Source organism: Lysobacter sp. TY2-98 (assembly GCF_003367355.1).
In the GTDB taxonomy this organism is placed as follows: domain Bacteria; phylum Pseudomonadota; class Gammaproteobacteria; order Xanthomonadales; family Xanthomonadaceae; genus Cognatilysobacter.
This window is the reverse complement of record NZ_CP031413.1, coordinates 2,773,354-2,793,513: the sequence shown is the minus strand read 5'-3', so window position 1 is coordinate 2,793,513 and position 20,160 is coordinate 2,773,354. Positions and strand designations below refer to the sequence as shown.

At 68.2% G+C, this 20,160-nt stretch carries 15 protein-coding genes; 9 read left to right on the top strand and 6 right to left on the bottom strand.

Annotated elements, in window-relative coordinates:
- The first annotated feature begins 3 nt into the window (after nt 1–3).
- From DWG18_RS13590 to DWG18_RS13575, 5 genes are read left to right on the top strand one after another with little or no spacing between them, the layout of a single operon-like run.
- Nucleotides 4–204, top strand: coding sequence for a helix-turn-helix transcriptional regulator (locus DWG18_RS13590; protein WP_115647690.1), 201 nt, complete (start codon nt 4–6; stop codon nt 202–204).
- Nucleotides 201–365 (top strand): hypothetical protein, encoded by a 165-nt coding sequence (locus tag DWG18_RS15345; RefSeq protein ID WP_162823861.1) that lies wholly within the window; start codon nt 201–203, stop codon nt 363–365. Before DWG18_RS13590 ends, DWG18_RS15345 begins: the two co-directional genes overlap by 4 nt.
- 40 nt (nt 366–405) lie before the next feature.
- A complete protein-coding gene (locus DWG18_RS13585; protein ID WP_115647689.1) occupies nt 406–1,911 on the top strand; it encodes an alpha/beta hydrolase in 1,506 nt (501 codons plus the stop codon).
- Between the two features lie 6 nt (nt 1,912–1,917).
- Complete coding sequence (locus tag DWG18_RS13580) at nt 1,918–2,664, top strand: ATP-binding cassette domain-containing protein (RefSeq protein WP_115647688.1); 747 nt, start codon at nt 1,918–1,920, stop codon at nt 2,662–2,664.
- A complete protein-coding gene (locus tag DWG18_RS13575) occupies nt 2,661–3,845 on the top strand; it encodes an ABC transporter permease (protein WP_115647687.1) in 1,185 nt (394 codons plus the stop codon). Before DWG18_RS13580 ends, DWG18_RS13575 begins: the two co-directional genes overlap by 4 nt.
- 457 nt (nt 3,846–4,302) lie before the next feature.
- Here the strand turns inward: DWG18_RS13575 and DWG18_RS13570 are convergent, their stop codons facing one another.
- The 6 genes from DWG18_RS13570 to rpmH all read right to left on the bottom strand — a co-directional run bounded on the left by DWG18_RS13570 (nt 4,303) and on the right by rpmH (nt 13,303).
- The gene (locus tag DWG18_RS13570) at nt 4,303–5,364 is read right to left on the bottom strand and encodes an energy transducer TonB (protein WP_240318535.1); all 1,062 of its coding nucleotides are present in this window, start codon (nt 5,362–5,364) and stop codon (nt 4,303–4,305) included.
- A 213-nt stretch (nt 5,365–5,577) separates the two neighbouring features.
- On the bottom strand, nt 5,578–9,486 hold the full coding sequence (locus tag DWG18_RS13565; protein WP_115647685.1) for an ATP-binding protein: 3,909 nt from the start codon (nt 9,484–9,486) through the stop codon (nt 5,578–5,580).
- 89 nt (nt 9,487–9,575) lie between these two features.
- A complete protein-coding gene (gene mnmE, locus DWG18_RS13560; RefSeq protein ID WP_115647684.1) occupies nt 9,576–10,910 on the bottom strand; it encodes a tRNA uridine-5-carboxymethylaminomethyl(34) synthesis GTPase MnmE in 1,335 nt (444 codons plus the stop codon).
- Nucleotides 10,911–10,956: 46 nt separating this feature from the next.
- Nucleotides 10,957–12,636 carry a membrane protein insertase YidC gene (yidC, locus tag DWG18_RS13555; protein ID WP_115647683.1) on the bottom strand — a complete coding sequence of 560 codons (1,680 nt, stop codon included), beginning with the start codon at nt 12,634–12,636 and terminating at the stop codon, nt 10,957–10,959.
- Between the two features lie 30 nt (nt 12,637–12,666).
- The gene (rnpA, locus tag DWG18_RS13550) at nt 12,667–13,074 is read right to left on the bottom strand and encodes a ribonuclease P protein component (protein WP_115647682.1); all 408 of its coding nucleotides are present in this window, start codon (nt 13,072–13,074) and stop codon (nt 12,667–12,669) included.
- 88 nt (nt 13,075–13,162) lie between these two features.
- Nucleotides 13,163–13,303, bottom strand: a complete 141-nt coding sequence (gene rpmH / locus DWG18_RS13545; protein ID WP_027083663.1) for a 50S ribosomal protein L34 — start codon at nt 13,301–13,303, stop codon at nt 13,163–13,165.
- Nucleotides 13,304–13,548: 245 nt separating this feature from the next.
- On the opposite strand from rpmH, the gene dnaA reads away from it, so the two are divergent.
- From dnaA to gyrB, 4 genes are all read left to right on the top strand, one after another.
- The gene (gene dnaA / locus DWG18_RS13540; protein ID WP_115648194.1) at nt 13,549–14,883 is read left to right on the top strand and encodes a chromosomal replication initiator protein DnaA; all 1,335 of its coding nucleotides are present in this window, start codon (nt 13,549–13,551) and stop codon (nt 14,881–14,883) included.
- Between the two features lie 245 nt (nt 14,884–15,128).
- Nucleotides 15,129–16,232: a DNA polymerase III subunit beta gene (gene dnaN / locus DWG18_RS13530; protein WP_115647680.1), complete on the top strand. Its 1,104-nt coding sequence runs from the start codon at nt 15,129–15,131 to the stop codon at nt 16,230–16,232.
- A 144-nt stretch (nt 16,233–16,376) separates the two neighbouring features.
- The gene (recF, locus tag DWG18_RS13525; protein WP_115647679.1) at nt 16,377–17,468 is read left to right on the top strand and encodes a DNA replication/repair protein RecF; all 1,092 of its coding nucleotides are present in this window, start codon (nt 16,377–16,379) and stop codon (nt 17,466–17,468) included.
- A 131-nt stretch (nt 17,469–17,599) separates the two neighbouring features.
- Nucleotides 17,600–20,035: a DNA topoisomerase (ATP-hydrolyzing) subunit B gene (gene gyrB, locus DWG18_RS13520; protein WP_115648193.1), complete on the top strand. Its 2,436-nt coding sequence runs from the start codon at nt 17,600–17,602 to the stop codon at nt 20,033–20,035.
- Nucleotides 20,036–20,160 lie beyond the last annotated feature (125 nt).

Here is a 20,160-nt window from a genome sequence, read left to right as displayed (position 1 = left end):
GCCATGGAGAGCCGCGTGCGCGAGCTTCGCGAATCGCAGGGCTGGTCGCAGGGCGAACTCGCCGATCGCCTCGCGGTGTCGCGCCAGACCATCAACGCGATCGAGACCGGCAAGTACGACCCCAGTCTGCCGCTCGCATTCCGCATCGCCCGCCTATTCGGCGAACCGATCGAATCCATCTTCATTCCTGGAGACCTGGCATGAACCCGCAGCACCCGCGCGTCCTTGCGCTTTTCGTCGTCGCGATCGGTTGCGCGGTGATCGCCATCGTCGGTGACCGCCCGATGTTCGCGACCACACTGTTTCCCGCGCTCTACATCGCGGCCTTCGGCGGCGCGCAGCGTCGTTGCCCGGCGCCGCTCTGATCCACCTCGTCGTTCACTGCTGTCCTACCGGAAGGAATCCATGTCCCGCACCCGAATACTCGCGAGCGCATTGACGCTCGCGCTCGCCGGCTGCAACGGCGCCGCGCACGGGCCCGTCGCCCGGCCGGACGCCGAGTCGGCCAAGCGCACCGTCGGTCGCGTCGCGTTCGAGCCCTGCGCGTTGTCGAGCGCACTTGCCGCGCAAACGCTCGACGGCATGTGCGGCACGCTCGCCGTGCCGGAAGATCCGTCGAAGCCGAACGGTCGCAAGATCGATCTGCGCATCGCCTGGCTGCGTCCCAACGACAACGTCGATGCCGCAGCCGACCCGGTGTTCTTCCTCGCCGGCGGTCCCGGCCAGGCGGCGAGTGAATACGCCGCGGCGGTGCAGGGCGCGCTGCGCGAAGTGCTGAAGACGCGCAACGTCTTCCTCGTCGACCAGCGCGGCACCGGCCAGTCCGCGCCGCTCGACTGCCCGAAGGGGTTGCTCGACGAATACAAGGATCGCGACGGCGACGACGCGATCGCCGAGTACGCCGGCAAGTGCGCCGCCGCGCTCAAGAGCGATCCCCGCCAGTTCACGACGACGGTCGCGGTCGAGGATCTCGACACCGTGCGCAAGGCGTTGGGCGCGGAGAAGGTCGATCTCGTCGGCGTCTCGTACGGCACGCGCGTGGCGCAGCAGTACGCGATGCGCCATCCGCAGCAGACGCGCGCGGTGGTGCTCGACGGCGTGCTGCCGAACGACGTGGTCGCCGGTGGCGAGTTCGCGCGCACCTTCGAACGCACGCTGGAACTGCGCGCCAAGGCCTGCGACACCGACAAGACCTGCAAGGCGCGTTATCCGGAAGACCTGCGTACCCAGCTGGCGACGCTCAAGCAGCGCCTCGCGAAAGCCCCGATCGACGTCGAATACCGCGACCCCGCGACCGGCGAAGCCAAGCACGACAAGCTCACCGCGCAGACCGTCGTCGGCCTGACGCAGCTGTTCTCGTACGTGCCGCAGGCCGCCGCGCTTTTGCCGGTGGTGGTCGACGAGGCCGTGCACGAGCGCTACGGCCCGTTGATGGCGCTGGCCTCGCTCGGCGGTGAATCGATGGCGGGCAGCATGAACCGCGGCATGCAGTGGTCGGTGATCTGCGCGGAAGATGCGGATCGCTATGCCGAGGATCCGCGTGATGCGGACACGGCGCTCGGCCTCGATGCGGCGAAGTCGTTCTTCGCGGCCTGCCGCACCTGGCCGCACGGCACGCGTCCTGCGGATTTCAACAAGCCGCTGACCGGCAACGTGCCGGTGCTGCTGATGTCCGGTGAGCTCGATCCGGTGACGCCGCCTTACTACGCCGAGCGCGTCGCGAAATCGCTGCCGAATTCGAAGGCGGTCGTGCTGAAGGGCCAGGGCCACAACGTGATGGGCACGGGCTGCATGCCCAAGCTCATCGGCAAGTTCATCGAAACCGCGAACGCGAAAGCGCTCGACACGAAATGCCTGGAAACGGTCGCGCCCGTGCCGCCGTTCACCAGCTTCAACGGATGGGAGCCGTAAGTCGGCATGATCACCGCACGCAATCTGCACAAGGCGTTCAAGACCAAGACCGGTACGGTCAAGGCGGTCGACGGCGTCGAATTCGAAGCCCGCGACGGCCAGATCACCGGCCTGCTCGGCCCCAACGGCGCCGGCAAGACCACCACGCTGCGCATGCTCTACACGCTGATGCATCCCGACAGCGGCGAAGTGCTGGTCGGTGGCATCAATACCGCGAAGGATCCGGTGTCGGTGCGTCGCGCACTCGGCGTACTGCCGGACGCGCGCGGCGTCTACAAGCGCCTGACCGCGCGCGAGAACATCGCCTACTTCGGTGAGCTGCACGGTATGTCGGCGTCGGCGATCGCCGAGCGCACGCAGCTGCTCGCCCGCGAGCTGCAGATGGAGGACATCCTCGATCGGCAGACCGAAGGCTTTTCGCAGGGCCAGCGCACCAAGACGGCGATCGCGCGTGCACTCGTGCACGACCCGAGGAACGTGATCCTCGACGAGCCCACCAATGGCCTCGACGTCATGACGACTCGTGCAATGCGCGGGTTCCTGCAGCAACTCAAGGCGGAAGGACGCTGCGTGATCTTCTCGAGCCACATCATGCAGGAGGTCGCCGCGCTCTGCGATCGCATCGTGATCATCGCGAAGGGACAGGTGGTCGCCAGCGGTACGCCGGACGAGCTGCGCGCGCGATTCAATGAAAGCAATCTCGAGGACGCCTTCGTCAAGGCGATCGGTTCGGACGAGGGCCTGCACGCATGAAGACCGGACTGTTCTCCACCGTGTGGTCGGTGATGCGCAAGGAACTGCGCGACATCTCGCGCGATCGCCGCACGCTCGCGATCGCGTTGCTGCTCGGCCCGCTGCTGTATCCGCTGATCATCATCGGCACCGGTTCGATTGCGGAAAAGCGTGCGAAGACCGAGCTCGATCGCACGCTGACGATTCCTGTCGAAGGCATGGAACGCGCGCCGAACCTCGTCGCGTTCCTGGCAACGCAGGGCATCGTGGCGAAGAAGGCGGCCAAGGACCTGGATGCATCGGTCGCCGACCAGCGCGAGGACGTCGGTCTGCGTATCGACGAGGGCTACGCGAAGGATTGGCGTGCCGGCAAGCCGGCGGTGGTCGAGATCGTCGCCGACAGCACGCGTCGCAATGCGGAGATCCCGATGGCGCGCGTGCGGGCGGCGCTCGAGGGCTATCGCGACCAGATGGGTGCGCTGCGCCTGCTCGCGCGCGGCGTCGATCCGTCGGTGACGCGCGCGGTGAACGTCGGCAGCCGCGACGTCGCCAGCGAACAGGCGAAGAAGGGACAGGTGCTGTCGATCCTGCTGCCTTACCTGCTGATCCTCGGTTCGTTCCTCGGCGGCGCGTACCTGATCCTCGACGCCACCGCGGGCGAGCGCGAACGCCAGTCGCTGGAACCGTTGCTCGCCACGCCGGCGCGTCGCGGTGCGATCGTCAGCGGCAAGATCCTCGCGGCATGTTCGCTGGGTCTGTTGTCGATGCTGCTCACGCTGCTGTCGTTCAAGCTCAGCGCGCAGCTGGCGACGACCGCACGCATGCTCGACGTCAGCTTCCCGGCGATCGCGAAGATGCTGTTCACGCTGCTGCCGATGCTGCTGATCGGCACCTCGCTGCTCACGTTCCTCGCGGCGTCGGCGAAGAGCATGAAGGAGGCGCAGAGCCACATGACCTGGCTGATGCTGCTGCCGATGCTGCCGTCGATCGTGCTGATGGCGAATCCGATCAAGACGCAGCTGTGGCAGTTCGCCGTGCCCTTCCTCGCGCAGAACCAGTTGCTGCTGAAGATCGTGCGCGGCGAGAGCATCGATCCGCAGGTGTGGATGGTGTATCTGGCCTGCGGCTTCGGCCTCGCGCTGGTGCTTTGGTTCGCCGCGGTGCGTCGCTACCAGCAGGAACGCCTCGCAATCTCGGGCTGACGCACCATTCGGATGACAACGGGCCGGCCTTCGGGGGTCGGCCCGCTTGTTTTCGGGAGTGTGTGCGGCGATGTGTTGCGCGCGATGTTGTGGGCGGCGCATGCGATCGGCGGAATCGGGACGCACGGTGTTCGCGGAGTCGCGCGCCTCTCGCTCCGCCGCAGCGACCCTCGCGCACGTTCCGATGGCGACGTACTTGAAGCCGGTATCGATAGTTGCCGCACGTGATCGCGGCGACGCGCTGTCCCGCATCCCGTGTCATTGGCGATGCGGTGGCACTGCTGCGCCGCACGGCTCGACGCTCGACGCTCGAAAGCGACATTGCACCAGCGCATGCACGCACGACGCGACTTCGCTAGCGCCGTGGATTCATGCCATCGACATCACCCGCCCACAAGCGACCAAAGAAAAAGCCCGGCCGAAGCCGGGCTTTTCTCGTCCGTCACTTTCGGCCCGATCAGGTGCCCGGGTTGAACGTGATGGTTCGACGCGTGGTGACCGGCGCGTCCACCGGCTGGAAGCGCCAGCGCTTCACGGCCGCGACGGCGGCACGGTCGAACACGCGCGGCGGGTTCGCACGCACCACACGCGCGGCCGAAACCGAGCCGTCGGCGGCGACGGTGAACTCGACCTGCACCTCACCCGACTGCGCCGAACGCAGTGCTTCCGGCGGGAACGCCGGGGCGGGCGTCGACAGCGGGCGCAGTTCGGAGTTGCCGCCGGCGGCCGGACGCGTCGGCGTGCTGGCGGCGGTCTGCGCGGCAGCCGCACGCTGCGCGGCTTCCCGCTCGGCGGCGGCGCGATCGGCGGCGGCCTTGTCGGCAGCAGCCTTGTCCGCAGCGGCCTTGTCCGCCGCCGCACGATCAGCGGCGACGCGATCGGCGCTGGTCTTGTCGGCGAGCTGCTTGGCGGCCACTTCCTGCTGCTTCTTCTGGTCTTCGAGGCGCTGCTTCTCGAGCTCGGCCTGCTTCTTCGCCTGATCCTCGGCCGAGAGCTGCTGCTGCACGGCGCGCTGCTGCGCGACCTGCTGCTGCTCGGAGATCGAGGTCTTGAGGCGCGTCAGTGCCGGGTGCTTCGGGTCGGCCTTTTCGAGCAGCGCGGTCAGGCGCTGCGCTTCGGTGAAGTCGTCACGCGCGACGCTCTGCTCGGTCGCGATGACCGCCATCGGCAGCAGGTCGGTGAGCGCGCTCGACACCGCCGGATCGTTCGGCGACTTGTCGCGCAGCGCGAGGTAGTACTCGATCGCGTTGTCGCCGGCCGGCGCGTACAGGCGGTTCTCGTTGTAGGCCTTGCTGGCGGCGTCGCGCAGCTGGTCCGCGGTCATCGCCTGGACCTTGTCGGAAATCACCGTCGCCGGCGTGGCGGCCGGGGCGGCGGCGGACGCAGCCGGATTGGCGGCGTTCGGCGCGGTGTCGTTCTTGCCGCATGCAGCGAGCAGGCCACCGAGCGCCAGCACCAGGGCCACGCGCGGCAGGACGGAAACGCGCGGCATCGGCCGGACGCAGGTATCGGTGTTCATCGGTCTCACTCCCCAGGAGTGCACGCGGCGCGCGCACGCGCCTAGATCGCTCGGCGCGCCGGGCTTTGTCAAGCGCCGCGCAGCCGCTTGCGAGCGCGGATCGTGAAGTCCGTCGCACGCGGCGCGGGACGGTCGCCCCGGCGCGTCAAAGATCGACGTGGTGCGACACCGCGTCCGGGCGTTCGCCGACGGACGCGACGTGATCGCCGGCGATCACGAATGGGTGGCGGGGCGGCGGTTGGATCGCGCGAGGGCGAGCGCCTGTTCCAGGCCCGGGACATCGACGGGCTTCACGAGATGCATGTCGAAGCCGGCGGCCGCCGTGCGTTCGCGGTCCTCGGCCTGGCCCCAGCCGGTGAGAGCGACCAGTGTCATCGTCGTGCCGAACCGTGCGCGCAGCTCGCGCGCGACCGCATAGCCGTCGGGCGGCGGCATGCCGAGATCGAGGAAGACCAGATCCGGCGCACGCGCCTCGACCGCGGCGAGCAGCGGGCTGCCGCCGTAGGCCACGCCGACCTCATCGACGCTGCATTCGAGCAGCATGCGCAGGCTGTCGGCGGCATCGCGGTTGTCGTCGCAGACCATCACCCGCAGCGCGCTTGCGTCCGCCGAAGCGGTGGGAACGTCCGCATACGCCGCCGGTGCGTCCGTCCACGCCAGCGTCGGCAGCGTCACCCGGAACACGCTGCCGCGGCCGATGCCGTCGCTGCGCGCGCCGACTTGGCCACCGTGCAGTTCGACGAGTTGCTTGACGAGGGCGAGGCCGATGCCCAGGCCGGTCGGCATCGCTTCACCCTCGATGTGCCGGCCCTGCACGAACAGATCGAACAGCTGCGGCAACAGTTCCGGTTCGATGCCGATGCCGGTGTCGCGCACTTCGATCGCCACGTCGGCACCGTCGCGCATCACCGCCAACGCGATGTCGCCGCCGGGCGCGGTGTATTTCGCCGCGTTGTTGAGCAGGTTCACCAGGATCTGCGTGAGTCGCACCGGATCGCCATTGACGCTGATCGGCGGCAGCGGCGGCAACTGCACGCCGAGGCGATGGCCCTGCGCCTCGATCACGGGGCGCGCCGCTTCGACGGCGGCGTCGACGATCGCCTGCACGGTGATGCGTTCGCGCTTGAGTTCGATCTTGCCTTGGCTGATGCGCGCGACTTCGAGCAGGTCGTCGACCAGTCGCACGAGATGATCGACCTGACGCCGCATCATGCCGTGCAGGCGCGCCGGCGTGACCGACGGCGCGTCGTGCTCGAGCAGCGTGATCGCGGTGCGCAGCGGCGCCAGCGGATTGCGCAGTTCGTGCGCGAGCGTGGCGAGGAACTCGTTCTTGCGACGATCGGCGACGCGCAGTTCGGTCAGGGCTTCGGTGAGCGCACGCTGGGCATCGAGGCGTTGCAGCGCCTCCCAGCAGCGCACGGCGACGGCTTCGACGAGGTGCACGTCGCTTTCGGTCCAGCGGCGCGGCACCCGCTGGTGCGCGGCGATCACCGCCACGAGGCGGCCGTCGACCACGAGCCCGACCGACACGTGCGCGATGATGTCGAGCGCCGCGTAGGCCTTGGCCACGTCGCGCAGGCGCGGATCGGCGTGGACGTCGTCGACCACGAACGGCCGACCGGCGCGGTAGGCCTCGACCTGGTCGATGCCGAAATCGGCCAGACGCCAGCGCCCTTCGAGCGTGTCCAGCGCCGGATCCGACACGAAACCGCCCAGCACTTCGACCACGCCCTGCGCCTCGTCGACCTTGCAGAACGTGCAGCGGTCGAGCCCGAGATGGCGACCGAGCAACGCCACGCTCTGCGTGAGCAGCTCGTGCGGATCGTCGAGCGTCTGCGCGTGGTCGGCGAGCTGTGCGAGCAGGCGATGCCGCGATTCGCTGTCGCGCAGTGCCTCGTTCGCGCGCGCGATCTCGCCGCGCGCATGCGCGAGCTGCAGCACGCCCTGCACGCGGGCGATGAGTTCGCGCGCCTGGAATGGTTTGGTGAGGTAATCGTCGGCGCCGGCCTGCAGGCCTTCCAGACGCGCTTCCTCGCCGGCACGCGCGGACAGCAGGATCAGCGGCAGCGCCGCGGTGTCATCGTCGTCGCGCAGGCGCCGCAGCAGTTCGAAACCGTCGATGCCCGGCATCATCACGTCGGACAGGATCAGGTCGGGTCGGCGCGCATGCACCTGTGCCAGCGCGTCGAGGCCATTGGCGCAGGTGACCACGTCGTACAGCGGCGTGAGCAGGCGCTCGAGATAGGCGCGCATGTCGGCGTTGTCGTCGACGACGAGCACGCGGTAGCGCGTCGTCGGATCGGCGCCGATGCCGCTCGCGCGCGGTGCCTCCGGCGACACTGCCGCCGCGGTGTCGAGCCAACCTTCCAGCTCTTCCAGCCAACCGGTGGTCCACGCGCCGCCGGCGTCGTCGACCGCGCGCTCGCCGACCTGCGCATCGGGCAGGTGCGCGCGACCGGTCGGAATCGAAACGGTGAAGCGGCTGCCTTGGCCCGGCACGCTGTGCACGCCGACCTGGCCGCCGTGCAGGCGCACCAGTTCCTGCACCAGCGCCAGACCGATACCGCTGCCTTCGATCGAACGCCCACGCGCGCCTTCGACACGATAGAAGCGCTCGAACAGGCGCGCCTGCGCATCGAGCGGAATGCCGCCACCGGTATCGCTGACCACGAGTTCGAAGCGCGGCCCGCGGTCGATCACTTCGACGGTGATGCGCCCGGCCAGCGTGAACTTGAACGCGTTCGACAGCAGGTTGAAGACGACCTTCTCCCACAGCCGTCGATCGAGGTAGACCGGTTCCACTACCGGCATGACGCGGATGTCGAAGTCGATGCCCGCGCGCTCGACCGCGGAGCGGAACATGCTCGCGAGATCCTGCGTGTAGGCGGCCGCGTCGAGGCGCTGGAAGTTGGCTTCCATGCGCCCGGCTTCGATGCGCGAGAAGTCGAGCAGCGTGTTGACCAGGCGCTGCAGGCGGCGCCCGTTGCGCCGCGCGGTGTGTAGCAACTCCCGCGCATCGGTGTCGACGTGACTTTCGAGTTCGTCGAGTGGCGACAGGATCAGCGTCAGCGGCGTGCGCAGTTCATGGCTTACGTTGGAGAAGAACGCGGTCTTCGCGCGATCGAGTTCGGCGAGCTGCTCGGCGCGGCGCGCCTGGTCTTCGAACGCGGCGGCGTCGGCGGTGGCATTGGCGACCTGCGCACCGGCCAGTTGCAGGAAGCGTTCGTATTCCCCGTCGAGCACCAGCCGCGGACTGAGACCGGCAACGAACAAAACACTTGCACGTTCGTCCTGCGGAGCGCGGCGCAGCGGCACCACGTAGGCGCGTTCCACCGGATCGCCCCATTCGCTGGAGGCGGGCAGCAGGCCTTCGAAGGCATCGACGACGCCGGCGTGATGAAGTTCGATCAGTCGGGTGACGTCCGCGGGCAGCGTCGTCATCTCGATCGGCGCGGCGGCGGCGCGGGTCGCGGCGACTCGACGGGCGATGCCACCCTCGAGCCGGTAGATCGCCACGAAAGGCACGTCACGCGACGCGGATGCGAGCGTTTCGACGGCACGCGCGCAGGCATCGTCGACGGTGCGCGCGCCCATCACGTGGCTCGACATCGCGGCGATCGTCGCCATGCGGCGTTCGGCCAGCGTGCGCTCGGTGACTTCGGTGACGACGCACAGCATGCCCTCGATGCGGCCGGTGTCACCCTGCACCGGACTGTAGGAAAACGTGTGGTACGACTCTTCCTTGAAGCCGCGACGCTCGAGATAGAGTTCCAGGCCCTCGTCCCATGTCGCTTCGCCGGTGCGCAGCACGTGCTCGATGCGCGGCCCGATGTCGGGCCAGATCTCCTTCCACACCTCGCGCGCCGACGCACCGATGAAGTCGCGCTTGACGCCCAGCGTCGGTCGATACGCGTCGTTGCAGAAGAAGGTGAGGTCATCGCCCCAGGCCAGCCACATCGCGAAGCGCGAATCGAGCATCAGCTCGACCACCGTCTTCAGACTGCGCGGCCACGCCGCCACCGGACCCAGTGGCGTGGATGCCCAGTCACACTCGGCAATCTGGCGGCGGATGGATGCGTCGGACGCCGTCATGGCGCGCGCAGCGGAGGCGTTCGGCGTCATGGAGGAACTTGTCGGGAACGTGCGACGAGTATAGAAAGCGTGCCGTCCGCGGCCGTGACGGGCGCGTTCACGCGCGCATCGTCGCCGTCCTACTTGCCGATGCAGAAGCTCGAGAAGATGTGGCCGAGCAGGTCGTCGGCATGCACGCGCCCGGTGATCTCGCCGAGCGCATCGTGGGCGCGGCGCAACTGTTCGGCCGCGAGGTCGAGGTGCTCGTGCGCGAGCTGCATGCGGGCGTCCAGCAGTTCGGCGCGCGCGAGCGTCAACGCATGCACGTGCCGCGTGCGTGCGGTGAATGCGCCCTGCACGGTATCGGCCTGTGGGCCGAGTGCAAGCGCGTGCAGGCGGCGACGGACGGCGTCGAGGCCGGAGCCGGTCATCGCCGATGCAGCGATGAATCCTTCAGGTGCGGGGCCATCGAGCAGATCGATCTTGTTGGCGATGCGCAGCACGTGCGGGACGTTCGCGATTGCATCGGCGACCGCCCCGGCGCCTGCCGCCGCGTCACGTGCATCGACGACAACGATCGCGAGATCCGCGCGTTCGAGTTCACCGCGTGCGCGGCGCATGCCTTCGCGTTCGATCGCGTCGCCGCTGTCGCGAAGGCCCGCGGTGTCGACCAGCGTGAGCTCGACGCCTTCGATGCGCACGGTCTCGTGCAACACGTCGCGCGTGGTGCCCGCGATGTCGGTGACGATCGCGCGGTCGACGCCCGCGAGCGCGTTGAGCAGCGAACTCTTGCCCGCGTTCGGCGGACCGACGATCACCGCGTGCAGGCCATCGCGCAGGCGACGCCCCTGTTCGGCGGCCGCGATCAGCGCGTCGAGATCATGTTCGATCGCGTCGAGTCGACGTCGAAGATCGGCGCCGCCGAGTGTGTCGATCGGTTCGTCCGCGAAGTCGATCGCGGCTTCGCAATGCACGCGCACGTGCAGCAGCGCGTCGGCGAGCGCATCGACGCGGCGCGAGAAGTCACCATCGAGGGCGCGGCGTGCAGCGCGCGCGGCGCGGATGTCCGCGGCGGCAATCAGATCCGCGACGGCTTCCGCCTGCGCCAGATCGAGTCGGCCTTCGAGGAACGCGCGTTCGGTGAATTCGCCAGGCCGCGCGGGGCGCGCGCCAAGTGCGAGGCAGGCCTCGAGCAATTGCGCGAGCACCGCCGGGCTGCCGTGCGCCTGCAGTTCGACCACGTCTTCGCCGGTGTAGCTCGCGGGCGCTGCGAACCAGATCGCGAGACCGTCGTCGATGACGTCGTCGCCGTGTCGGAACTGCGCGTGGTGCGCGCGACGCGGCGTCAGAACGCGCTGCGCGATCGCCTCGCCGATGCGGCGCGCCTCGCTCCCGGACACGCGCACGATGCCGACGCCCGCACTGCCCGCGGCAGTCGCAATAGCGGCGATGGTCTCGCGCGATGTCACGTGCACAGTCTCCAAACGACGAGCCCGCCATGCGGCGGGCCCGTGCGGTGCGTCAGTTCTTCTTCGCCGGCTCGCCGTACTTGCGCAGGAAGTACCACTGCTGCGCGAGCGTGAGCAGGCCGTTCGTCACCCAGTACAGCACCAGGCCCGAGGGGAAGAACGCGAACATCACGCCGAAGGCGAGCGGCATGAACTGCATCATCTTCGCCTGCGCCGGATCCATGCCCGCGGTCGGCGTGAGCTTCTGCGTCACGAACATCACCGCCGCGTTGATCACCGGCAGCACGAAATAAGGATCACGCGCGGTGAGGTCGTGGATCCACAGCATCCACGGCGCGTGGCGCAGCTCGACCGACTCCGAGAGCATCCAGTACAGCGCGAGGAAGATCGGCATCTGCACGAAGATCGGCAGGCAGCCGCCGGCCGGATTGACCTTCTCCTTGCGGTACAGCTCCATCATCGCCTGCTGGAACTGCTGGCGGTCCTCGCCATGGCGTTCCTTGAGCTGCTGCAACTTCGGCTGCAGGCGACGCATCTTCGCCATCGAGCGGTACTGGGCGTTCGCGAGCGGAAGCAGCGCGAGCTTGATCAGCACCACGAGGCCGATGATCGACCAACCCCAGTTGCCGATGAAACCGTGCAGCCACGCCAGCACCGCGTACAGCCAGCCGGCGAGCGTCGCCATCGTGGTGTAGCTGCTGAAGTCGACCGCACGCTCGAGGCCCGGCACCTTCGCCGCCGCGATCTGTTCGACACTCTTCGGGCCGACCCAGAGGCGCGCGTCGGTGCTGAGCTTCTGACCCGGCGCGAGGTTGACGGTCGGGCCGACTTCGCGGATCACGTAGTTGGTGCCGCCGATGCCGTTCGGCGTGATGGTCGCGAACTCGGTCGCGTCGCCCGGCTGCGGAATCCACGCAGTGAAGAAGTGGTGCTGCAGGAACGCGATCCAGCCACCGGTGACCTTCTTCGACAGCGCGCCGTCATCGGTGAACTTGTTGAACGCGCGCTTCTCGTACTTGTCCTGCGGGCTGTACCACGCAGCACCTTGGAAGGCGAACACGCGACCCGAGGTGAAGCCGCCCTTGGGCGCTTCCGGCATGGTGCGGCTGAGCTGGCGATAGACGCTGGCCTGCCACGGCGCGGTGCCGGCATTGACCACCTCGTCGTGCACGCGCACCGCGTAGCTGCCGCGCGTGAACGTATAGGTGCGACGAATGGTCACGCCGTTCGCGCCGGTCCAGACGAAGGGCACGTCGAGCGTCGTCGCGCCGGGCGCCATCGAATACGCGCGCGTCGCCTCGGCGGGGACGAAGCCCGAGAGGTGCGTCGGTGCCGGCGCGCCGGTCGCGACCCAGCCGCTCTGTGCGGCGAAGTAGTGCGCGGGGTCGGTCGAGAACAAACGTACCGGGCGGGTGGGGTCATCGAGGTCGGGATAGCCCGGCAGCTCGGCCTGCAGCATCTGGCCGCCATCGAGCGTGGCGTTGAGCACGTCGGTGTGGACGGTGACGGCGCCTGCGGTCGCGGCGGGGGTGGCACTCGCGGTCGGCGTCGTACCCGGTGCCGTCGGAACCGCACCCGGACCGACCGCGGTCGGCACGCTGGCTGTGGTCGACGTCGTCGCCGTGGACGTCGTCGCCGGCGGCGGCGCGGCCTTCTCGCGCGTCCATTCCATCCACAAGAGCGACGCCACCAACAGCCAGGCGAAGAGGAGGAAGGCGCGGGTCTGGTTCATGGGCAGGCAGGCTCGGGCCGGGCGCGTGGATTACGCGCCGGCGGAAGGGTCGGAGGACGGCGGCGGCATTGTGCCGGCGGGTGCCGGAGCCGGCAACGCGCGGGCCCGACGCAGGAGATCGTGGAAGGCGGCGCGCAATTCAAGGCCGGACTGCTTGGCAGCACCGGGGCGCGCGACCACGACGTAGTCGCCGGGGGCGAGCGAGGTGCGGATGCGACGGAATTCATCGCGCAGCTGGCGCTTGATGCGGTTGCGACCGACCGCATGCGGATCGACCTTGCGCGAGACGGCAAGCCCGAGGCGAGGCGCGATCGTGTCGTCGGGACGCCAGTGCAGCGCGAGCACGGGCAGGCCCGTGCGGCGGCCGTCGCCAAACACACGATCGAAATCGGCACGCGTTCGCACGCGCGCCGATCGGGGAAAGCACTGGGAAGTCATGATGCGTCGTCGACGCTGGCGTCCGCGGCGATCTGGCGCGGCGCGGACGCGGCCCGGCGAAACACGCCAGGCGACCGGCCGAAGCCGATCAGGCCGTCAGGCGCTTGCGGCCCTTGGCGCGGCGGCGGGCAAGGATCTTGCGGCCGTCGGCGGTCGCCATACGCGCACGGAAGCCGTGGTCGCGCTTGCGCTTGAGGTTGCTGGGCTGGTAGGTGCGCTTGGTGGCCATGAGGCAACTCGCGAAGAACGGCAAAAGTGAACCCGGAAGTCTAGCGGGCCACGTACAGCCGGGTCAAGCCGATGTGAGGGCGTGTTCCGGGGCGACGGTGTGGACAAGCCTGTCCCGGCCCTGTGGATAAATGATAGTCTGCCCGACCCCCGAACCGATGGACGCGGCCTCGCCCGAGGCATCCGCGCCGCCGGCTCGTCGCTCCGTTTCCACCGAATTTCCCCGGGTTTTTTGCCTTGTCGATGATGGATGCCTGGCCGCGCTGCCTCGAACGCTTGGAAGCCGAACTGCCGGCCGAGGACGTGCACACCTGGCTGCGGCCGTTGCAGGCCGACCTGCAGGGCGACCGCGCCGTGCTGTACGCGCCGAACGCGTTCGTCGTCGACCAGGTGCGCGAGCGCTACCTGCCGCGGATCCGCGAACTGCTGAGCTATTTCGCCGGCGCCGACGAGGTGCGGCTGGAGGTCGGTGCGCTGCCGAAGGCGAAGAGCGAGACGCCGGCGCCCGCGTCGTCCGGCCGTGCGTCAGCCGCCGCGACGCCCGCGCCGATGCCGTTCAACGGCAACCTCGACAACCATTACACGTTCGAGAACTTCGTCGAGGGCCGCAGCAACCAGCTCGGCCGCGCCGCCGCCATGCAGGCCGCGCTCAAGCCGGGCGACCGCGCGCACAACCCGCTGCTGCTCTACGGCGGCACCGGCCTCGGCAAGACCCACCTGATGTTCGCCGCCGGCAACATGATGCGGACGAACAACCCGGGCTTCCGCGTGATGTACCTGCGCAGCGAGCAGTTCTTCAGCGCGATGATGAAGTCGTTGCAGGACAAGACCATGGACGCCTTCAAGCGGCAGTTCCAGCAGGTCGACGCGCTGCTGATCGACGACATCCAGTTCTTCGCCGGCAAGGACCGCACGCAGGAAGAGTTCTTCCACACCTTCAACCAGCTGTTCGACGGCCGCCAGCAGATCATCCTGACCTGCGACCGCTATCCGCGCGAAGTCGAGGGCCTGGAGCCGCGGCTGAAGTCGCGCCTGGCCTGGGGCCTCAGCGTCGCGATCGAGCCGCCGGATTTCGAGACGCGCGCGCAGATCGTGCTCAGCAAGGCGCGCGAGCGCGGCGTCGAGATTCCCGAGGACGTCGCCTTCCTGCTCGCCAAGAAGATGCGCAGCAACGTGCGCGACCTCGAGGGCGCGCTCAACACGCTCGCCGCGCGCGCCAACTTCACCGGCCGCGCGATCACCGTCGAGTTCGCCCAGGAGACGCTGCGCGACCTGCTGCGCGCCCAGCAGCAGGCGATCGGCATTCCGAACATCCAGAAGGTCGTGGCCGACTACTACGGCCTGCAGATGAAGGACCTGCTGAGCAAGCGCCGCACGCGCTCGCTGGCACGGCCCCGGCAGATGGCGATGGCGTTGGCGAAAGAACTCACGGAGCACTCGCTACCCGAGATCGGCGACGCCTTCGCTGGCCGCGACCACACCACCGTGCTGCACGCCTGCCGCCAGATCCGCACGCTGATGGAGACGGACGGCAAGCTGCGCGAGGATTGGGACAAGCTCATCCGCAAGCTGAGCGAGTAAGGTGTGCATGGCGCGTGCGCGCGCCGGGGGCAAGTTGTGGACAATTCGGAGCGGTCGCGACGACGGCCGGTTTGTCCACAGGTTGATCACGATCCCGAGGGCGGTTTCCAACAGGGTCGTTAGGTCGATAAAAACCAGAAATTTCAAAGGCTTGAGAGGGTTTTACCGGATTTCGGCGCCCTCCACCGCCACCATGCTTTTGATTTAATCCACTCTTTAGAAACGGAACGGGGATCGGGGTCCAGATGCGCTTTTCCCTTCAACGCGAAGTGTTTCTCAAGCCGCTCGCGCAGGTCGTCAACGTCGTCGAGCGACGTCAGACCCTGCCGGTGCTCGCCAACCTGCTGGTGCAGGTGCAGGGCGGCCTGCTCTCCCTGACCGGTACCGACCTCGAGGTCGAGATGGTCTCCCGCGTCGCCGTCGAGGACGCGCAGGACGGCGAGACCACGATCCCGGCCCGAAAGCTCTTTGAGATCGTGCGTGCCCTGCCCGACGGCAGCCGCATCACGATCAGCCAGAGCGGCGAGCGCATCAGCGTCCAAGCCGGACGCTCGCGCTTCACCCTGTCGAGCCTGCCGTCGAACGACTTCCCGTCGCTGGATGACGTCGATGCGACCGAGCGCGTGCAGGTGCCGGAAGCGGCGCTCAAGGAGCTGATCGAACGCACCGCGTTCGCGATGGCCCAGCAGGACGTGCGCTACTACCTCAACGGCCTGCTGTTCGACCTGCGCGAAAGCTCGCTGCGCTGCGTCGCCACCGACGGCCACCGCCTGGCTCTGTGCGAATCCGGCCTGGAAGGCACGGGCGCGCAGACGAAGCGCCAGATCATCGTGCCGCGCAAGGGCGTGACCGAGCTGCAGCGCCTGCTGGAAGGCGGCGATCGCATCCTCGAGTTGGAAATGGGTCGCGGCCACCTGCGCGTGAAGCGCGACGACGTGACCTTTACCAGCAAGCTCATCGACGGTCGCTTCCCGGACTACGAGGCGGTGATTCCGATTGGCGCCGACAAGGAAGTGCGCATCGACCGCGACGTCCTGCGGGCGGCCCTGCAGCGCGCGGCCATCCTTTCGAACGAGAAGTACCGCGGCGTCCGTATGGAAGTCTCGCCGGGGCAGATCAAGGTGTCGGCGCACAACCCCGAGCAGGAAGAGGCGCAGGAAGAGGTCGAGTGCGAGACCCGCGTCGATGACCTGGCCGTCGGCTTCAACGTTGGCTACGTGCTCGATGCGCTGGGGTCGCTGAAGGACGAAGTCGTCGTCGTGCAGCTGCGCGACGCCAATTCGTCCGCGCTGATTCGCGAGGCCTCGAACGAGCGTTGCCGCCACGTCATCATGCCGCTGCGTCTCTAACCGGCCTGTTCCACGTGGAACATCGGACGCCCGGCTTTGGCCGGGCGTCGTCGTTTGGACCCGCGGTAAACGACAATGGCCGGGCCCTCACCTGCATCGGTATTGGCCCCGCTACCCTGCTTCCTCACTGGAGCCCTAGACGCAGTGCAGGTCACCCGCCTCGACATTCGCCATCTGCGGCGCTTCGACGACGTCAGCCTGGCGCCCGCCCCCGGACTGAACCTGCTGATCGGCGACAACGGCGCGGGCAAGACCAGCGTGATCGAGGCCTTGCACCTGATGGCCTACGGGCGGAGCTTCCGCGGGCGGGTGCGGGAAGGCCTGGTGCAGGCCGGCGCGGACGCGGTCGAGGTGTTCGTCGAATGGGACGAGGCCGGAAAGGCGGGCGACCGAACTCGGCGGGCGGGACTCCGCCACAGCGGGGGCGACTGGGCGGGCCGCTTGGACGGCCAGCCGGTGGGGCAGATCGGGGAGCTGTGCGCGGCCTTGGCTGTCGTCACCTTCGAGCCAGGCAGTCATGAGCTGGTTCACGGCAGCAGTGAGGTCCGCCGCCGCTTCCTCGATTGGGGCCTGTTCCACGTGGAACATGGCTTTCTTCGCCCATGGCGCCGCTACGCGCGGGCGCTCAAGCAGCGGAACATCCTCCTCAAGCAGCGGGTACGCGATGCCCAGCTTGACGCATGGGATGCAGAGCTGGCGGAGACCGGCGAAGAGCTCACCGAGCAGCGACAGCGCTACGTGTCGGCGCTCGCACCCGGCTTCGCTGCGGTGACCGAGGAGCTGGCGCCCGGTTTGGGCGCAGCGACGCTCAGTTATTCCCCCGGCTGGCGACGCGAAGAGCTGTCCCTCTCGGACGCCCTGCTGCTCGCCCGCGACCGCGATCTGCAGGCGGGCCACACCAGCGTTGGCCCGCATCGCGCGGACTGGCGCCCCGCGTTCGTCGCGATTCCGGGTCGCGATGCGTTGTCCCGCGGTCAGGCCAAGCTTGCCGCCCTGTCGGCGCTCCTGGCGCAAGCCGATTTCCACGCGGAAGCGACCGGCCAGCAGCCGGTCTTTGCCCTGGACGATCTCGCGTCTGAGCTCGACCGTCATCACCAGCGCCGTGTCCTGCAACGCTTGGCCGAGCGCGGCAGCCAGGTGTTCGTCAGCGGCACCGACGTTCCGACACCCGTGGCCGAACTGGGTCTGTCGCCGAAGGTGTTCCACGTGGAACACGGCCGCATCTCGCCGGTCTGAGCGACGCCGTTCATCCCCGGTCCGCCGTCGCGTTGAGACCCGCTGCTATACTTCGCGCACGTAAAGCTAATGTGTCGCGACGCCCCCGCACCCGCGGCTCCCGGTGTCGCGCGGGGCGACCGATGTCCGATATGCATGACGAGGCGCTGCCCACCGCGGCACCGTCCGATTCCTACGATTCCTCCAAGATCACCGTGCTGCGCGGCCTTGAGGCCGTGCGCAAACGTCCCGGCATGTACATCGGCGACGTGCACGACGGCACCGGCCTGCATCACATGGTGTTCGAGGTCGTCGATAACGGCATCGACGAGGCCCTCGCCGGTCATGCCAACGAGGTGACGGTCACCCTGCACGCGGACGGCTCCTGCTCGGTGTTCGACAACGGTCGCGGTATTCCCGTCGACATCCACAAGGAAGAGGGCGTCTCCGCCGCCGAGGTCATCCTCACGGTGCTGCACGCCGGCGGCAAGTTCGACGACAACTCGTACAAGGTCTCCGGCGGTCTGCACGGCGTCGGCGTGTCGGTTGTCAATGCGCTGTCCGAGAAGCTCTGGCTGGAGATCTGGCGCGACGGCTATCACTGGCGCCAGGAGTACGCGCTGGGCGAGCCGGTGTATCCGCTCGAGCGTCTGGAGCCTTCGGATCGCCGCGGCACGCTGCTGCGCTTCCTGCCGGCGGCCGAGATCTTCACCGACGTCGAATTCCACTACGACATCCTGGCCAAGCGCCTGCGCGAACTGTCGTTCCTGAATTCCGGCGTGCGCATCGTCCTTGCGGACGAGCGCGGCGAGGGCAAGCGCGACGTGTTCGAGTATGAGGGCGGCATCCGCTCCTTCGTCGAGCACCTGGCGCAGCTCAAGAATCCGCTGCACCCGAACGTGATCTCGGTGACGGGCGAGCAGAACGGCATCACCGTGGACGTCGCCCTGCAGTGGACGGACGCCTACCAGGAAACGATGTTCTGCTTCACCAACAACATCCCGCAGAAGGACGGCGGCACGCACCTGATCGGCTTCCGCGCCGCGCTGACGCGCACGCTGCAGAACTACATCGAGCAGAACGGCATCGCCAAGCAGGCGAAGGTCGCGCTCTCGGGCGACGACATGCGCGAAGGCCTGATCGCCGTGCTGTCGGTGAAGGTGCCGGACCCGAGCTTCTCCTCGCAGACCAAGGAAAAGCTGGTCAGCTCCGAGGTGCGCCCGGTCGTTGAGAGCACGTTCGGCGCACGTTTGGAGGAGTTCCTGCAGGAACACCCCCATGAGGCCCGCGCGATCGCCGGCAAGATCGTCGACGCCGCCCGCGCCCGCGAGGCCGCGCGCAAGGCCCGCGACCTGACCCGTCGCAAGGGCGCGCTCGACATCGCCGGCCTGCCGGGCAAGCTCGCCGACTGCCAGGAGAAGGACCCGGCGCTGTCGGAGCTCTTCATCGTCGAGGGCGACTCGGCCGGCGGCTCGGCCAAGCAGGGCCGCAACCGCAAGACGCAGGCGATCCTTCCGCTCAAGGGCAAGATCCTCAACGTCGAGCGCGCGCGCTTCGACCGCATGCTCGGCAGCGCCGAGGTCGGCACGCTGATCACCGCGCTCGGCACCGGCATCGGCAAGGACGAGTACAACCCGGACAAGCTGCGGTACCACCGCATCATCCTGATGACGGACGCGGACGTGGACGGCTCGCACATCCGCACGCTGCTGCTCACGTTCTTCTATCGCCAGATGCCGGAGCTGATCGAGCGCGGCCACGTCTACATCGGCCTGCCGCCGCTCTACAAGATCAAGCAGGGCAAGACCGAGCTGTACCTCAAGGACGACTCGGCGCTGGATGCGTACCTCGCGAACAACGCGGTCGACGGCGCCTCGCTGATTCCCACCGACGGCGAACCGCCGATCGCGGGCGAAGGCCTCGAGAAGTTGCTGCTCGCGTACGCGAACGCGCGCGAAGCGATCCGTCGCCATGCGCACCGTTTCGACACGCAGGTGCTCGAAGCACTGCTCGACATCGCGCCGTTCCACGCCGGCACCGCGACGCTCGATGCGACCGCGCTGAAGGCGATCGAAGCGCGCATCAACGACGGCCTGCTCGGCAAGCCGACGTATCGCCTCGAGTGGAACGAGAGCGATGGCACGCGTCCCGCCGCGCTCGTCGTGCATCGCACGCACATGGGCGAGGAGATCGTGCAGATCCTGCCGATGCCGTCGTTCGAGACCGGCGAGTTCCGTCCGCTGCGCGAAGCCGCGACGCTGCTCAACGGCCTCGTGCGCGACGGTGCGCAGATCGTGCGCGGCAATCGCGCGCAGCCGATCGCGCGTTTCGCCGATGCGTACAACTGGCTGATGGACGAAGCGAAGAAGGGTCGTCAGATCCAGCGCTTCAAGGGCCTGGGCGAAATGAATCCGGAGCAGTTGTGGGAAACCACGGTGAATCCGGAAACGCGTCGCCTGCTGCAGGTGCGCATCGAAGACGCCGTTGCCGCGGATGCGATTTTCTCGACGCTCATGGGCGACGTGGTCGAACCGCGTCGCGAGTTCATCGAGGAGAACGCGCTGAAGGTGGCAAACCTCGACGTCTGATCCGCTCACGCGGTCGACATGAAAAAGCCCGGTTTGCCGGGCTTTTTCTTTTTGGGCCGCACTGCGGCGACGGCCGTGACGTGCAGCTCGCGTGAGGGACGTGAACAGCACGTCGCCGACGCCGA

What these genes read in the sequence shown, in the direction of transcription:
- DWG18_RS13590 (WP_115647690.1), top strand. Translation starts at nt 4, where the DNA reads ATGGAGAGCCGCGTGCGCGAGCTTCGCGAATCGCAGGGCTGGTCGCAG.
- DWG18_RS13565 (WP_115647685.1), bottom strand. Translation starts at nt 9,486, where the DNA reads ATGACGCCGAACGCCTCCGCTGCGCGCGCCATGACGGCGTCCGACGCA.
- DWG18_RS13580 (WP_115647688.1), top strand. Translation starts at nt 1,918, where the DNA reads ATGATCACCGCACGCAATCTGCACAAGGCGTTCAAGACCAAGACCGGT.
- DWG18_RS13570 (WP_240318535.1), bottom strand. Translation starts at nt 5,364, where the DNA reads ATGAACACCGATACCTGCGTCCGGCCGATGCCGCGCGTTTCCGTCCTG.
- rpmH (WP_027083663.1), bottom strand. Translation starts at nt 13,303, where the DNA reads ATGGCCACCAAGCGCACCTACCAGCCCAGCAACCTCAAGCGCAAGCGC.
- DWG18_RS15345 (WP_162823861.1), top strand. Translation starts at nt 201, where the DNA reads ATGAACCCGCAGCACCCGCGCGTCCTTGCGCTTTTCGTCGTCGCGATC.
- dnaA (WP_115648194.1), top strand. Translation starts at nt 13,549, where the DNA reads ATGGATGCCTGGCCGCGCTGCCTCGAACGCTTGGAAGCCGAACTGCCG.
- rnpA (WP_115647682.1), bottom strand. Translation starts at nt 13,074, where the DNA reads ATGACTTCCCAGTGCTTTCCCCGATCGGCGCGCGTGCGAACGCGTGCC.
- DWG18_RS13585 (WP_115647689.1), top strand. Translation starts at nt 406, where the DNA reads ATGTCCCGCACCCGAATACTCGCGAGCGCATTGACGCTCGCGCTCGCC.
- gyrB (WP_115648193.1), top strand. Translation starts at nt 17,600, where the DNA reads ATGCATGACGAGGCGCTGCCCACCGCGGCACCGTCCGATTCCTACGAT.
- yidC (WP_115647683.1), bottom strand. Translation starts at nt 12,636, where the DNA reads ATGAACCAGACCCGCGCCTTCCTCCTCTTCGCCTGGCTGTTGGTGGCG.
- DWG18_RS13575 (WP_115647687.1), top strand. Translation starts at nt 2,661, where the DNA reads ATGAAGACCGGACTGTTCTCCACCGTGTGGTCGGTGATGCGCAAGGAA.
- dnaN (WP_115647680.1), top strand. Translation starts at nt 15,129, where the DNA reads ATGCGCTTTTCCCTTCAACGCGAAGTGTTTCTCAAGCCGCTCGCGCAG.